This window comes from Pseudomonas sp. 4CAES_32.4, assembly GCF_058136335.1.
This window is the reverse complement of sequence record NZ_CM176882.1, coordinates 2903916-2918221: the sequence shown is the minus strand read 5'-3', so window position 1 is coordinate 2918221 and position 14306 is coordinate 2903916. Positions and strand designations below refer to the sequence as shown.

General features: G+C 58.9%; 12 protein-coding genes. 5 read left to right on the top strand and 7 right to left on the bottom strand.

Annotation, left to right across the window (positions count from 1 at the left end; genetic code table 11):
- The first annotated feature begins 10 nt into the window (after window positions 1–10).
- Window positions 11–1513, top strand: a complete 1503-nt coding sequence (gene nhaB / locus AC3Y64_RS13070) for a sodium/proton antiporter NhaB (RefSeq protein ID WP_489987783.1) — start codon at window positions 11–13, stop codon at window positions 1511–1513.
- 1018 nt (window positions 1514–2531) lie between these two features.
- Here nhaB and AC3Y64_RS13065 read toward each other — a convergent pair.
- The 3 genes from AC3Y64_RS13065 to gnd are packed head-to-tail and all read right to left on the bottom strand — an operon-like array spanning window position 2532 to window position 5850.
- Entirely contained in the window at window positions 2532–3353 is an 822-nt protein-coding gene (locus AC3Y64_RS13065; RefSeq protein ID WP_489987782.1) for an HAD family hydrolase, read from the bottom strand.
- On the bottom strand, window positions 3350–4873 hold the full coding sequence (gene zwf, locus AC3Y64_RS13060; RefSeq protein ID WP_489987781.1) for a glucose-6-phosphate dehydrogenase: 1524 nt from the start codon (window positions 4871–4873) through the stop codon (window positions 3350–3352). The genes AC3Y64_RS13065 and zwf overlap by 4 nt, the downstream gene beginning before the upstream one ends.
- On the bottom strand, window positions 4870–5850 hold the full coding sequence (gene gnd / locus AC3Y64_RS13055; protein WP_007914838.1) for a phosphogluconate dehydrogenase (NAD(+)-dependent, decarboxylating): 981 nt from the start codon (window positions 5848–5850) through the stop codon (window positions 4870–4872). The genes zwf and gnd overlap by 4 nt, the downstream gene beginning before the upstream one ends.
- 273 nt (window positions 5851–6123) lie before the next feature.
- Between gnd and AC3Y64_RS13050 the strand changes: the two genes are divergently transcribed.
- The 4 genes from AC3Y64_RS13050 to AC3Y64_RS13035 all read left to right on the top strand — a co-directional run bounded on the left by AC3Y64_RS13050 (window position 6124) and on the right by AC3Y64_RS13035 (window position 11040).
- A complete protein-coding gene (locus AC3Y64_RS13050; RefSeq protein WP_064391122.1) occupies window positions 6124–6306 on the top strand; it encodes a DUF6026 family protein in 183 nt (60 codons plus the stop codon).
- Window positions 6307–6506: 200 nt separating this feature from the next.
- Window positions 6507–8255 (top strand): phosphoethanolamine transferase CptA, encoded by a 1749-nt coding sequence (locus tag AC3Y64_RS13045; RefSeq protein WP_489987780.1) that lies wholly within the window; start codon window positions 6507–6509, stop codon window positions 8253–8255.
- Between the two features lie 143 nt (window positions 8256–8398).
- On the top strand, window positions 8399–10645 hold the full coding sequence (locus tag AC3Y64_RS13040) for a TonB-dependent siderophore receptor (protein ID WP_489987779.1): 2247 nt from the start codon (window positions 8399–8401) through the stop codon (window positions 10643–10645).
- 185 nt (window positions 10646–10830) lie between these two features.
- Window positions 10831–11040 (top strand): hypothetical protein, encoded by a 210-nt coding sequence (locus AC3Y64_RS13035; protein WP_489987778.1) that lies wholly within the window; start codon window positions 10831–10833, stop codon window positions 11038–11040.
- An 85-nt stretch (window positions 11041–11125) separates the two neighbouring features.
- On the opposite strand, the gene AC3Y64_RS13030 is transcribed toward AC3Y64_RS13035, so the two are convergent.
- The 4 genes from AC3Y64_RS13030 to AC3Y64_RS13015 form a co-directional block, all read right to left on the bottom strand.
- Window positions 11126–11623 (bottom strand): GNAT family N-acetyltransferase, encoded by a 498-nt coding sequence (locus AC3Y64_RS13030; protein WP_489987777.1) that lies wholly within the window; start codon window positions 11621–11623, stop codon window positions 11126–11128.
- Between the two features lie 193 nt (window positions 11624–11816).
- Window positions 11817–12398, bottom strand: a complete 582-nt coding sequence (locus tag AC3Y64_RS13025) for a DinB family protein (RefSeq protein ID WP_489987776.1) — start codon at window positions 12396–12398, stop codon at window positions 11817–11819.
- Between the two features lie 17 nt (window positions 12399–12415).
- On the bottom strand, window positions 12416–13534 hold the full coding sequence (gene zapE, locus AC3Y64_RS13020; protein WP_489987775.1) for a cell division protein ZapE: 1119 nt from the start codon (window positions 13532–13534) through the stop codon (window positions 12416–12418).
- Between the two features lie 86 nt (window positions 13535–13620).
- Window positions 13621–13980: a DUF6124 family protein gene (locus AC3Y64_RS13015; RefSeq protein ID WP_489987774.1), complete on the bottom strand. Its 360-nt coding sequence runs from the start codon at window positions 13978–13980 to the stop codon at window positions 13621–13623.
- Between the last annotated feature and the right edge of the window lie 326 nt (window positions 13981–14306).

Sequence of the window (14306 nt, the reverse complement as noted above, 5' to 3'; positions counted from 1 at the left end):
GGAGCAACCGATGTCCGGTTCAATGGCCCAGGCGTTCGCGCAAAACTTTCTCGGACACTCGCCACGCTGGTACAAGGCAACCATCGTCGGGTTTCTGATCCTTAATGCGTTGGTGTTGTTCACCATTGGCCCGGTGGCTGCCGGCTGGTTGCTGGTGATCGAATTCATTTTCACCCTGGCCATGGCGCTCAAGTGCTACCCGCTGATGCCCGGCGGTTTGCTGTTGATCGAAGCGCTGCTGCTGAAGATGACCACGCCGCAAGCGCTATACGATGAACTGGTGCACAACTTCCCGGTGATTCTGCTGCTGATGTTCATGGTGGCCGGCATCTACTTCATGAAGGATTTGCTGCTGTATCTGTTCTCACGGCTATTGCTGGGCGTGCGTTCGAAAGCGGCGCTGTCCCTGATGTTCTGCTTTCTTTCGGCATTTCTGTCGGCGTTTCTCGATGCATTGACCGTGACAGCGGTGATCATCAGTGCGGCGGTCGGTTTCTATTCCGTCTATCACCGCGTCGCGTCCGGTAATGATCCGCGCCAGGACAGCGAATTCGGTGACGACCAGAATCTGCCAAAGCTGCATCACGACGACCTTGAGAAATTCCGCGCGTTTTTGCGCAGCCTGTTGATGCACGGCGCTGTCGGTACTGCATTGGGCGGTGTCTGCACCCTGGTGGGCGAGCCGCAGAACCTGTTGATCGGCCATGAAATGGGCTGGCACTTTGGCGAGTTCTTCAGCAAGGTAGCGCCGGTCTCGCTGCCGGTGCTGGCGGCGGGCCTGGTGACCTGCGTGCTGCTGGAGAAACTGCGCTGGTTCGGCTACGGCACGTTGCTGCCGGACAATGTTCGCGCCGTACTGGCCAACTATGCCGCCGAAGATGACGCCGAACGCACAGCGCGCCAACGCGCGGCGCTGCTGGTGCAAGGCGCGGCGGCACTGATCCTGATCGGCTGCCTGGCCTTTCACATTGCTGAAGTCGGTCTGATCGGTTTGATGGTGATTGTGTTGATCACCGCGTTTACCGGCATCACTGACGAGCATCGTTTGGGCAGTGCATTCAAGGACGCCATGCCGTTCACTGCGTTGCTGGTGGTGTTTTTTGCGGTGGTGGCGGTAATTCACGATCAACAGCTGTTTGCGCCGTTGATCCAGTGGGTGCTGGCCCTGCCGGTCGAACAACAACCGGGCATGTTGTTCATTGCCAACGGTTTGTTGTCGGCAATCAGTGACAACGTGTTTGTCGCGACGATCTACATCACCGAAGTCAAACAAGCGTTCCTCGCCGGACACATGAGCCGCGAACACTTCGAGACATTGGCGATCGCGATCAATACCGGCACCAACTTGCCGAGCGTGGCCACGCCAAATGGTCAGGCCGCATTCCTGTTCCTGTTGACCTCGGCGATTGCACCGCTGGTGCGTTTGTCCTACGGGCGGATGGTGTGGATGGCGCTGCCGTACACCTTCGTGATGGGCCTGCTGGGTTGGTATGCAGTCAGCTACTGGCTCTGACCAGCACCGAATAAACCTGTGGGAGCTAGCCCTGCTGGCGATGAGTGTGTGTCAGACAACTTATTGGTTGAATGACACTCCGCAATCGCTAGCAGGGCTAGCTCCCACATGGGTATTTGTGTGTTTTCAGTCTGGGCGGATGTGCTTTTTCGATCCCTTGGGTGACACCACTTTCTGCGGCAACGCGGAATAAACCTGTGGGAGCTAGCCCTGCTAGCGATGAAGCTATGTCAGACAACTTATTGGTTGAATGACACTCCGCAATCGCTAGCAGGGATAGCTCCCACATGGGTATTTGTGTGTTTTCAGTCTGGGCGGATGTGCTTTTCGATCGCTTGGATGACACCACTTTCTGCGGCAACGCGGAATAAACCTGTGGCAGCTAGCCTTACTGGCGATTAGGTGTGTCAGACAACTTATTGGTTGGATGACACTCCGCAATCGCTGGCAGGGCTAGCTCCCACATGGGTATTTGTGTGTTTTCAGTCTGGGCGGATATGCTTTTCGATCGCTTGGGTGACACCACTTTCTGCGGCAACACGGAATAAACCTGTGGGAGCTAGCCCTACTGGCGATGAGGGTGTGTCAGACAACTTATTGGTTGAATGACACTCCGCAATCGCTAGCAGAGCTAGCTCCCACATGGGTATTTGTGTGTTTTTAGTCTGGGCGGATGTGCTTTTTCGATCGCTTGGGTGACACCACTTTCTGCGGCAACACCGAATAAACCTGTGGGAGCTAGTCCTGCTGGCGATGAGGGTGTGTCAGACAACTTATTGGTTGAATGACACTCCGCAATCGCTAGCAGGGCTAGCTCCCACATGGGTAATTGTGTGTTTTCAGTCTGGGCGGATGTGCTTTTTCGATCGCTTGGATGACACCACTTTTTGCGGCAACACCGGAATAAACCTGTGGGAGCTAGCCCTGCTGGCGATGAGTGTGTGTCAGACAACTTATTGGTTGAATGACACTCCGCAATCGCTAGCAGGGCTAGCTCCCACATTGGTTTTGGGTTGCCTCAGCGAGGGAGGATGTATTTTTCGATCGCTTGGGCGACGCCGTCTTCGGTGTTCGGCGCGGTGACGACGTCGGCTTGTCGCTTGACTGCCTCTTCCGCCTGGCCCATGGCAATCGACAGTCCGGCGCAATGGAACATTGCTGGATCATTGCCGCCATCACCAATGGCCGCCGTCTGCTCCAGCGGCACCCCCAAGTGCTCGGCCAATGTCGCCAGCGCCGTGCCTTTGTTGGCTTCCAGCGCGGTCACGTCCAGATACACCGGTTGCGAGCGCGAGACTTGCGCCATGCCGTTGACCTTCGGCAGCAAGCGCGCCTCCAGTTCGATCAACAGCTCGGTGTTGTTACTGGTCGCAACGATCTTGTCGATGTGCTCCAGATACGGCTCGAAACTCTCGACCACCACCGGCGGATAGCCGAGGCCATGCTGCTCGCGCGGCACCATCGGCCCATGTGGATCCTTGAGCAGCCAGTCGCCGCCGCTGAATACCCAGATTTCAACATCCGGTTGATCGGCGAACGTCGCCAGCGCAATCAACGCCGTGGTGGCCGGCAAGTAATGCGCGACCAGCAAACTGCCATCCGGGTTAACGATGGTGCCACCGTTAAACGCCGCCGTCGGCAGATCGACACCCAAGGCTTCAATCTGCTGCAACATGGCTTTTGGCGGTCGCCCGGTGGCGAGGCTGAACAACACGCCGGCCTCGCGCAGCGAACGCACAGCATCAATGGTGCGCTGGCTCAGCGTGTGGTCGGGCAGCAACAGCGTGCCGTCCATGTCACTGAGTAGAAAACGGATGGATTGTTTCGGCAAGTCACTCATCCGAGGCCATGCCAAACGCGACCATCGCGAGTCAGCAGATCTTCGGCGGCTTGCGGGCCATCTTCACCAGCGGCGTAGGTCTGCACGCTCGCGTCCTGTTGCCAGGCGTCGAGGAACGGTTGCACCGCGCGCCAGCCGTTCTCGATGTTGTCGGCGCGCTGGAACAGCGTCTGATCGCCGGTCAGGCAGTCGTAGATCAGGGTTTCGTAACCCGTCGACGGCTGCATCTCGAAGAAGTCTTTATACGCAAATCCCAATTCGATGTTGGCCATGTTCAACGCCGGCCCCGGCCGTTTGGCCAGCAGGTCGAACCACATGCCTTCGTTCGGCTGGATCTGGATGCGCAGGTACGTCGGCTGCAACTCATCGACTTCGGTGTCACGGAACTGCGCGTACGGCGCCGGTTTGAAGCAGATGACGATTTCGGTGTCGCGCACGCTCATGCGCTTGCCGGTGCGCAGATAGAACGGCACGCCGACCCAACGCCAGTTGTCGATCATCACCTTCAACGCGACGTAGGTTTCCGTGGTGCTGTCCGGCGAGACATTGGGCTCTTGGCGATAACCGGTTAGGGACTTGCCGTCGACCTGGCCGGCGCTGTACTGGCCACGAACCGAATTGGCCCGCGCCTCTTCAGTCGTCCACGGGCGGATCGCGCCGACGACTTTGGCCTTCTCACCGCGCACTGCGTCGGCGCCGAACGCCGCCGGTGGTTCCATGGCAACCATGGCCAGCAACTGGAACAGGTGATTGGGCACCATGTCACGCAAGGCGCCGGTGTGTTCGTAAAAACTGCCGCGGGTTTCGACGCCGACGGTTTCCGCGGCGGTGATCTGTACGTGGTCGATGTAATGGTTGTTCCAGAAGGCTTCGAACAGGCTGTTGGAGAACCGGCTGACCAGAATGTTCTGCACGGTTTCCTTGCCCAGGTAATGGTCGATCCGATAGATCTGCTTCTCGGACATCACCTTGAGCAAGCAGGCGTTCAACGCTTCAGCGGTTTGCAGATCGGAGCCGAACGGCTTTTCGATCACCACCCTTCTGAACGCTTCCGGGGTTTCTTCGAGCAAGCCAGCGCTGCCGAGCCGGCGCACCACTTCACTGAAGAAACGCGGCGCGGTGGCCAGGTAGAACACCGCATTGCCGGTGCCGCTGTCGGCGATTTTCGCCGCCAGGGCTGAATAGGTGCTGTCGTCCAGAAAGTCGCCCTGGACGTAGCTGATACCTTTGGCGAGTTTGGCCCACAAGGCCGGATCAAGCATCTGATCGCCCTTGCCGACCTTCGCCGCCACTTCGGTACGGATGAAGTCTTCGAGCTTTTGCGCGAAGGCCTCATCGGTAATGGCGTTGTGGTCAACGCCAACGATCCGCAGGTTTTCGTCAAGCAAGCCGTCGCGACTGAGGTTGTACAGCGCCGGCATCAGCAAGCGCTTGACCAGGTCGCCGTGGGCACCGAACAGGAACAGCGTGGTCGGTGGTGCGGGTTCTGCCTTGGATTTTCTGCGGATCGTATGGGTCATTTCTTCGGTGTCTCCACGTGGCCGCCGAAGCCGAAGCGTTGGGCCGAAAGAATCTTGTCGCCAAAGGTGCCCTGACCGCGCGAGCGGTAGCGCGAGAACAGCGAGTTCGACAGCACCGGTACCGGCACCGCTTGTTCCATGGCCGCTTCGATGGTCCATTGACCTTCGCCGCTGTCGGCAACCGAACCGGAAAAACCGTCGAGTTTCGGATCGCTGGCCAGCGCGTCGGCGGTCAGGTCGAGCAACCACGACGACACCACACTGCCGCGACGCCACACTTCAGCAATGTCGGCCACGTTCAGATCAAAACGCTGATCTTCCGGCAGACGTTCGCTGGATTTGGTCTTGAGAATGTCGAAGCCCTCGGCGAACGCGGCCATCATGCCGTACTCGATGCCGTTGTGAATCATCTTCACGAAGTGACCGGCACCGGCAGGACCGGCGTGGATATAACCGTGCTCGGCGCGATGGTCGTCGGACTTGCGATCCTTGGTGCGCGGGATGTCACCCATGCCCGGCGCCAGTGCGGCGAACAGCGGGTCGAGGCGCTGCACGGTTTCAGCGTCGCCGCCGATCATCATGCAATAGCCGCGCTCGAGGCCCCAGACGCCGCCGGACGTGCCGACGTCGATGTAGTGCAGGCCCTTCTCGGCCAGGGTCTTGGCGCGACGGATGTCATCCTTATAGTTGGTGTTGCCGCCGTCGATGATGGTATCGCCGGCTTCAAGCAGAGTGCTCAGGGTGTTGATGGTGTCTTCGGTCGGCGCGCCGGCCGGCAGCATGACCCAGACCGCGCGCGGCTTGGCCAGACCGGCAACCAGAGCCGGCAAGTCGGCGACGCCAGTGGAGCCCTCGGCGACCAGGTTATCGATGAAAGCGGTATTGCGGTCGTAAACAACGGTGGTGTGACCGTTGAGCATCAGACGCCGTGCAATATTGCCGCCCATGCGGCCCAGTCCAATAATCCCGAGTTGCATGTGCTGATGCTCCTTACTACAAATAAATGTGTGTCATTGGTTATAGCCCAACGCTGCTGATGGAGGTTAGTCCAGAGCGTTGCGATGAAGTTTCCGGGCATTGTGCCCGATCCTGACTGATAACGCCCCGAATCGTGCCGAAGACACACCGACCATGAAAAATAAAAAAGTTCCATTCCCAGGCAAAAGAAATCAAAATTGGCGCCGATAGTAAGTCAGCGGCCAAAAATGGTCGCTACTTACAGTTGATGCACGCCATTTGCGAGGTGAGCAATGGGCACAGTACACACAGCAATGCCGCCACAAACCCTGTACGTGACAATCCGTCGCGATGAATTGCGCCAGTTGAAAGACGAGCGCGACCAACTCAAGCAGGAGCTGGCGCAATTGCGCGCGTTGACTCAGGGCGCCCAGCCCAAGCCTCTGCCGGTTGTTCAGCGTCATCCGCACGCCTGACCTGCCCCGCCTGCTTCGGGAGCGACCTGTGTCGTTCCCGACATGATCCAGCCATTTCTGTAATCCGCAACTAACAAAGTTTTCACATTCGCTTGGCGATACTCCGGCGCATTCTGGCCGGGCGCACGCGTTCGGCCTCCGTTCGTCGGCTTCATGGATGCATTCCGGCGGTGGTTGTGACGATCGAGCTGGAGTGCTGAATGGCATTGTTCAAACGCAGCAAAACGACTGCGGCAGGATTCGACTGGGCCGGTTTTCTCTGGCTGTTCGTGTTCTTCTGGTATTTCTCGGGTATCACCCAACTGCTGATTCAACTGACCGGCACTTCCGGTTTCACTGGCTTCCGTCAGGCGTTCGTCATGAGCGCCATCTGGCTGGCGCCGATGCTGTTGTTCCCCAAACGCACCAAAGTACTCGCTGCCGTGATCGGTATCGTGCTGTGGGCCTGCTCCATGGCCAGCCTGGGTTACTTCTTCATCTACCAGCAAGAGTTCTCGCAGAGCGTGATTTTCATCATGTTCGAGTCGAACATCTCTGAAGCTGGCGAGTACATGACGCAGTACTTTGCCTGGTGGATGGTGCCCGCCTTCCTCGCTCACACCCTGTTCGCCTACTTCCTGTGGACACGCCTGCGCCCGGTGTATCTGCCCCGTGGCCGCGCCCTCGTGGCAGCGACGGCAATCGTTGTCGCCGTCGTTGGTTATCCGCTGGTCAAACAGACGATGCGTACCGGCAGTTTCGCCGGCGGTTTCGAGAAGTTCGAAACCCGTATCGAGCCCGCCGTGCCGTGGCAGATGGCGGTGGCCTACCATCGCTACCTCGACACGCTGGCAGAAATGCAGGGCATGCTGCACAGCGCAAACCAGATCCCGCCGCTGCACAACCTCAAGGATGCCGGGGCCAATCAGCCCTCGACACTGGTGCTGGTGATCGGTGAGTCGACCAACCGTCAGCGCATGAGCCTCTATGGCTACCCGCGCAAGACCACGCCGGAACTGGACAAGCTCAAGGATCAATTGTCGGTATTCGACAACGTCATCACCCCGCGCCCTTACACCATCGAGGCTCTGCAGCAGGTACTGACGTTCGCCGACGAGGAAAACCCGGACCTGTACCTGTCGACGCCGTCGCTGGTCAGCATGATGAAACAGGCAGGCTACAAGACCTTCTGGATCACCAACCAGCAGACCATGACCAAGCGCAACACCATGCTCACTACGTTCTCCGAGCAGGCGGACGAGCAGGTCTACCTGAACAACAACCGCAACCAGAATGCTGCGCAGTACGACGGCGACGTCATCGAGCCGTTCAACAAGGCGCTGACCGATCCGGCGCAGCGCAAACTGATCGTCGTGCATCTGCTCGGTACGCACATGAGCTACCAGTACCGTTATCCGCCGAGCTTCGACAAGTTCCAGGATCGTGAAGGTGCTCCGGCCGGTTTGCGTGATGACCAGGTGCCGACTTACAACAGCTACGACAACGCGGTGCTGTACAACGACTTCGTGGTGTCCAGCCTGATCAAGGACTACGCCAAGTCTGACCCGAATGGTTTCCTGCTGTACCTGTCCGACCACGGCGAAGACGTCTTCGATTCCATCGGTCACAAAACCCTGGGGCGTAACGAAAACAAGCCGACCGCGCCGATGTACACCATTCCGTTCATGGCCTGGGCGTCGCCGAAATGGAAGGAATCCCACGACTGGAACTTCGCCGGCGACCTGGGGCGGCCTTACAGCAGTTCGCACCTGATCCACACCTGGGCTGACATGGCCGGGCTGAGTTTCGATGAACTGGATCGCAGCAAGAGCCTGGTCAGCGACAGCTTCAAACCTCGTCCATTGATGATCGGTAACCCCTACGAACGTGAACAACGGGCGTTGATCGACTTCAGCCTGATGAAGCCGAAAAAGCCTGATAACGCAGTCGCCGACGCGACAGAGCAGTAAAAACGAGGGGCCGTTAAAGGCCCCTTTTTTCTGCCCACAACATCTCCAAATAACAATATTTCTCGTTTGATACTAAATCGCAGATCCTCGCTTCGTCTTTGAACAAACGGAATTTTTCCCTCGAAGACAAGGAGTCGGCTGCGATGTTCGCGCCCATCACCCGTTCCATGACCCTCACCCTCGGCCTGTGCAGTGCGGCGTTCAGCGCTGATCTGCTGGCTGAAAACGATGCCGAAAACCCGCTAGACACCGGCGCTGCACCGTTGGAACTCGCAGCGACCGACGTCACCGCCCAAGGCCTGGGCACCGCCACCGAAAACACCGATGCCTACACCACCGGCGCCATGAGCACGGCGACGCGGCTGAACCTGTCGATCAAGGAAACCCCGCAATCGGTGTCCGTGGTTACCCGCCAGCAAATGGATGATTTCAAGCTCGGTACATTGACCGAAGCCATGCAACAGACCACCGGCGTGGTGGTGCAGCATCTTGATTCCGACCGGGTCAGCTACTCGTCACGCGGCTACACGATCAACAACTTCCAGATTGACGGCATGCTCAATACCTTTGGCCGGATGAAATCCGACGCCGATACCATCATCTACGATCGCATCGAAGTGGTACGCGGTGCCACGGGATTGACGACGGGCGCGGGCGATCCGTCAGCGACCATCAACATGGTGCGCAAGCGTCCGACGGCACAATTGCAGGCCCTGGCCGGGGTCAGCGGCGGCAGTTATGACGATTACTACAGCTACGTCGACGTTGGCGGGCCGCTGGCCTTCGACGGTCGTTTGCGCGGGCGCACGGTTCTGGCCTATCGCGACAGTCAATCTTACAAAGACAAATACGCGCTGCAGCGCGAGGTCGGCTACGGGATTCTCGAAGCGGATCTGACCGAATCGACCGTGTTGGCCGTGGGTTACGACTACCAGGATAAACAAGTGCAAGGCACCTCCTGGGGCACGGTGCCGTACTGGAACGCCGATGGCAGCAAGGCCGGGCTCGGTCGCTCAACCAACATGGCGACCTCGTGGAGTTCCTGGCCGCTGCGTGACAAGACCGCCTTCGCCACGCTGGATCAGCAACTGGCTGGTGGCTGGCACTTGAAAGCGGCGTACACCCATCGCAACAGCGATACCGACGGCAAGACGTATTATGGCGGTGGCGGTTTTCCTGAGGCCGATCGCAGCGGAATGGTCGCGTACATGGGGCACATGATCGGCGATCAGAGCATGAAGGCTTACGACTTCAACCTGTCCGGGCCGTACTCGTTGTTCGGTCGCGAACACGAACTGATGGTCGGCTATGGCGAGGCCCAATACCGTTCCGACTCGCCGTATACCGTTGACGGCGCGACTGCAGCGGATTACGGAAACATTCGTGACTGGAAATACATGGGCGACATCGGCAAATTCCCCGACACCGTGACCGGCCTCAGCGGCTCGAAAAGCCAGACCCGGCAAAAGGCCGGTTACCTCGCCACCCGCTTGAGTTTCACCGACCAATTGCATGCTGTGCTCGGTAGCCGCTATGGCAGTTGGGACGAATCAAGTCGCGACAACAGCTACGACAGCCAATTGCAGCTGAGCAGCGTCGACGCAACCCGTCAGCGCCAGAACGACATCTGGACGCCCTACGCCGGCCTGCTCTATGACCTGACTCCGGAATACACCGCGTACGTCAGTTACACCGACATCTTCAAACCCCAGAGCAACCGGGACAGCAGTCGCAACTACCTCGATCCCGTGGTCGGCAGCAACTATGAGCTCGGGCTCAAGGGCAGTCTGCTGGAAGAACGCCTGAACCTGTCGACCGCGCTGTTCTGGAGCAAACAGGACAACGTGGCCGAAGTCGACGATTCGGTGGCGCCGGATCCAGTGACCGGCGAGGAGTTCTACAAAAGCGGCGGCAAGGGCAACAAGGTCAACGGTTTCGAAGCCGAAGTCTCCGGTGAAGTCCTTGCCGGCTGGAACATGACCGCCGGTTACACCTACACCCATTCGGCCAACGGGGACAAGGAACGCAGCAACACCAATCAACCGCTGAACATGTTCCGCCTGTCCACGGCGTATCGCCTGCCCGGCCAGTGGAATGCGCTGACCGTCGGTGGCGCGGTGAATTGGCAAAGTGACGTCTATGGCAACTCCAACCGCCCGGTCGGACGCGGCGCCAATGGCCGGATCATCACCGAACGCGCCCGAATCAGCCAAGACGCTTACACCGTGATCAACCTGATGTCGCGCTACCAATTTGACAAGCACTTGTCGGCATCGCTGAACGTCAACAACCTGTTCGACAAGAAGTATTACGACAACGTCGGCTTCTATAACGGCGTGTACTGGGGTGACCCGCGCACGGTCACGCTTAGCCTGGACTGGAAGCTCTGATCCCTTCCCATTGATGCGGTGCGCCTTTGCTTGAGGGGCGCCGCGTCTGTCAGATATCGCCCTGCAACATGCTGCAAAACCTACACTGAACAGGCGTTAACCCCGTGTTAATTCGCGCCACACAGACTCTCTTCCGAGATCTGCTTCATGGACGAACGGCTCCCACTTGTTCAGTAGGAGGCACCATGAAAATCACTACCGTAATCCTTGCCGGGCTATTCGCCCTGGGTTCTGCCAGCGTCTTTGCCGAAGGCGGCGCTGAGCGCATGCGTTATTACTACGACAACTTCCCGGTTCACCACGCCCAGAGCGAGCAGCAGAGCGACGCCAACGCGAAAGAAATTCGCGTTCCCGCCGATCAGACCGCGCAAGTGACCGAGTTCTATCGCAACTGAGATTGACCGAGCAACCGATGGACCTCCCATGGCTTCGCTCTGGCCTGGGAGAAGACAGTTGGGCGCCCTCTTCGGGCGCCTTTTTTTATGCCTGCAGATCCTTGATCCAGAACAGCATGCGCCCGTGCTCCGGATTGAACATGCCAGGCGCGAAGCCGAACTTGCTGTAGGCGTTCTGCGCCACGGCGTTGCCTTCGAGCACTTCGAGGGTGATCTTGCAGCAGCCGCGCTGGCGGGCAATTTCTTCGACCTTGCGCAGCATTTTCTGGCTTAGGCCGAGGCCGCGGAATTTGCCCACCACCGCTACGTCGTGCACGTTGACCAGCGGCTTGCAGGCAAACGTGGAAAATCCTTCAAAGCAATTTACCAGCCCTGCCGGTTCGCCACCGACGAAGGCCAGCACACTGAACGCGTGCGGTCGACGGGCCAACTCTTCCGGCAGACGCCGAAGCAGAACGGGATCCAGCGAATGACCGCCACCCATAGGGTCTTCGGCGTAATGATTGAGCACGATGCCGATGGCCTCGGCGTGCACTGGATTGGTGTAGCTGGCCTGAAGTACCAGAATCTCTGCGGAATCCATTTCCATCCCCGATCAAACACAAGCCCCGGCGCGCAAAGTACGCGCTGATAGGCCGCTCGACCTTAGCGCGAGGGTGATCTGGTGGGCAACCCGCCACGGCAAAAGATCAAAAGATCGCAGCCTTCGGCAGCTCCTACATTGAAATACCGTACTCTCTGTAGGAGCTGCCGAAGGCTGCGATCTTTTGCTGTTATCAATGCCCCCAAATCAACTCTTCAGTCCAGCCGAGCTCGGCGAAGTCCTGCGCACGTAGGGCACTTTCACCGGCACAAAAAAACTCGTCCAGTTGCGGCGGCTTGACCGACGTACCGCTGAGCATCGCGTGCACTTGGCCACGGTGATGGAGTTGGTGTTCGAACAGGTGCGAGAGCATGCGCAAACGGCTGTCGTGCTGCGGTGTGTCGCGGGCGATGGTGACCAGGCGCGTGAGGTCCGCGTCGCGCAATTGCTCGCAGTAGGCGATCAGACGCCGATCAACGTGCGCTTGTTGTTCACGCAACGCAGCAGCTTCGGTGATCGGCTCGTCCTGATTGAAAAACACGTAGCAGTCGGGATGCGGCTCGGCGCCGCGCAGTTCGCGTTCCAGTGCGTCAACGTAGAACCAGTCGCAGGTCAGAATATGATTGAGGGTCAGGCGAATGCTCGGGAAGAAACTCACCCGGGGCGCGGCCAGCTCGGCGTCGTCGAGTTGCGCCCAAGCCTTGGCCAAGCGGTGATTGGCCCAGGCATTTTGATAGGCCATGGTCAGCAAGTGATGGGATAGCGGATGACTCATGGTGGCGCCCTCTTCACTCAAGCGTCGGCAAAGCGCTGCAGCTGCATTTCCTGCAAGCGGCTAAGGGTCCGGCGGAAGGGAAATTCCAGGTAACCCTCGGTGTACAACGCGTCCATTGGCACCTGCGCTTCTATGTACAGCGGCACTTTGCGGTCGTAGCACTCGTCGACCAGCGCAATGAAGCGACGCACGCCGTCGTCATGCACTGACAATTGTGGCAGCTCGCGATCCCCGGCGATCACCCGTTCAGCGCCGTCTTCGGTGCCTCGGGCAATGCGCCCTTCGCGTTTCCGGGCGCTGAGATTGGGCACGTCGCTCATCAGGATAGCCCGGTAGCTATCGCAAAGCGCGATGAAATCCATGGCGGCAAAGGGTTGCTCGCATAGATCAGCGTAGCGGCACCACAGCACCGACTCACTGGCCTGCACCACGTTCAAAATCCGATGCCCGACCGGTACTGGTTCGCTGCTGGCGGCCTGCCCTTGTGTCAGAGCCTGAAACACAGTGCTCAGTGCGCTGGCCGAATCCGGTGTGGCGACAAAGTAGCGTTGCTCGATGGTGCCTGGGTGCAAGCGATGGTCCTCGGCGCCATTGACCGGGACAACTTGCATATGCGCTTTGATCGCCGCAATCGCCGGGGTAAAGCGGTCGCGGTTGAAACCGTCGGCGTACAGATCGTCCGGGGGCAGGTTCGATGTGCAGACCACCACCACGCCTTCGTCGAACATCACCTGAAACAGCCGGCCAAGAATGATCGCGTCGCCGATGTCATTGACGAACAGTTCATCGAAACACAGCACGCGCACTTCGGCGGCCAACTCCTTGGCCAGCGCCCGCAATGGATCAGCGATCCCGGTCAACTGGAACGAACGCTGGTGTACCCAGCCCATGAAGTGATGGAAATGCTGACGCCGCGCCGGCACCCGCAAGCTCTGATAGAACTGATCCATCAGCCAGGTCTTGCCGCGCCCGACCGGGCCCCACAAATAAACGCCGGTGACCGAACGGGCACCGGCATGCAAGGCTTCGTGGCATTTTTGCAACGCCCAGACCGCGTGTTCCTGGGCTTCATCCTGGATGAAACCCTTGTGTTGCACGGCGTGTTGCCAGGCACTTAAAGGGGAGTCGAAAGTCATGCGCGGCAGTATGCCACGATGCTCACCGGAGATATCCAGCCGCTCGATTTGATCGTTCCCACGCTCTGCGTGGGAACGATCTGAGTTCAGGCTGGGAGATCGAGGTTATCCAGCGCACGATTCACCGCCAACTCCCCCAGCATGATCAACTGCGCAATCCCCAACAATGCCCGGCGCTGCGGCGCGGGCAACAGGTGGGCGACGTCCTGGGCGATGGTTTTGGCAGAAGCCAAGGTTTCGCTGGCGTCGGTCAGCAGAGCTTCGTTTTTGGTGTCGGCGGTGACCGCGTACATGGCGCGGGTTTTGCGCGGCGGTGGCGTGGAGCCGGGTGGGCAGAGGTAATGGTCGAGGGCGCGGTCGGCGGCTTGGTGGAGTTTTCTGGAATCAATGGATTCGTAAGCGGATGTGGGATCGATGTTCGGAGGGTTGGGTGTTGGTTTGATCATGGTGAAACTCCGTGTAGGACTGAGCCGCCACGACTTATCGCTAAACAAGTTTAGGGTGGCGGCTGTACGCAGGTTAGCGATCCGGGTCACAGGAACCCCGGGTAGACCTTTCGGTCTCCCACGCACAGCCACCATTACGCGATTGCATTGCAAAGACCCACAATCGAGAGCGGAGCGTTGTTGCGTCTGTAGTCGAAGCCGGATCGCTAAACCCGATCGCTGAATCTGTCAGCGACCCGCAAACGATAAAGACCGGACCACAAGCGCACAAGCCGGCGGATTCTGGCTTAGCTGTAGGCAAAGGCGCAAGGTTGCGTAGCCTGAAA

Bases quoted from the DNA above. Each gene is read 5' to 3' on its own strand.
- nhaB (WP_489987783.1), top strand. From the start codon at position 11: ATGTCCGGTTCAATGGCCCAGGCGTTCGCGCAAAACTTTCTCGGACAC.
- AC3Y64_RS13025 (WP_489987776.1), bottom strand. From the start codon at position 12,398: ATGAGTCATCCGCTATCCCATCACTTGCTGACCATGGCCTATCAAAAT.
- zapE (WP_489987775.1), bottom strand. From the start codon at position 13,534: ATGACTTTCGACTCCCCTTTAAGTGCCTGGCAACACGCCGTGCAACAC.
- AC3Y64_RS13050 (WP_064391122.1), top strand. From the start codon at position 6,124: ATGGGCACAGTACACACAGCAATGCCGCCACAAACCCTGTACGTGACA.
- gnd (WP_007914838.1), bottom strand. From the start codon at position 5,850: ATGCAACTCGGGATTATTGGACTGGGCCGCATGGGCGGCAATATTGCA.
- AC3Y64_RS13030 (WP_489987777.1), bottom strand. From the start codon at position 11,623: ATGGATTCCGCAGAGATTCTGGTACTTCAGGCCAGCTACACCAATCCA.
- AC3Y64_RS13015 (WP_489987774.1), bottom strand. From the start codon at position 13,980: ATGATCAAACCAACACCCAACCCTCCGAACATCGATCCCACATCCGCT.
- AC3Y64_RS13065 (WP_489987782.1), bottom strand. From the start codon at position 3,353: ATGAGTGACTTGCCGAAACAATCCATCCGTTTTCTACTCAGTGACATG.
- AC3Y64_RS13045 (WP_489987780.1), top strand. From the start codon at position 6,507: ATGGCATTGTTCAAACGCAGCAAAACGACTGCGGCAGGATTCGACTGG.
- AC3Y64_RS13040 (WP_489987779.1), top strand. From the start codon at position 8,399: ATGTTCGCGCCCATCACCCGTTCCATGACCCTCACCCTCGGCCTGTGC.
- zwf (WP_489987781.1), bottom strand. From the start codon at position 4,873: ATGACCCATACGATCCGCAGAAAATCCAAGGCAGAACCCGCACCACCG.
- AC3Y64_RS13035 (WP_489987778.1), top strand. From the start codon at position 10,831: ATGAAAATCACTACCGTAATCCTTGCCGGGCTATTCGCCCTGGGTTCT.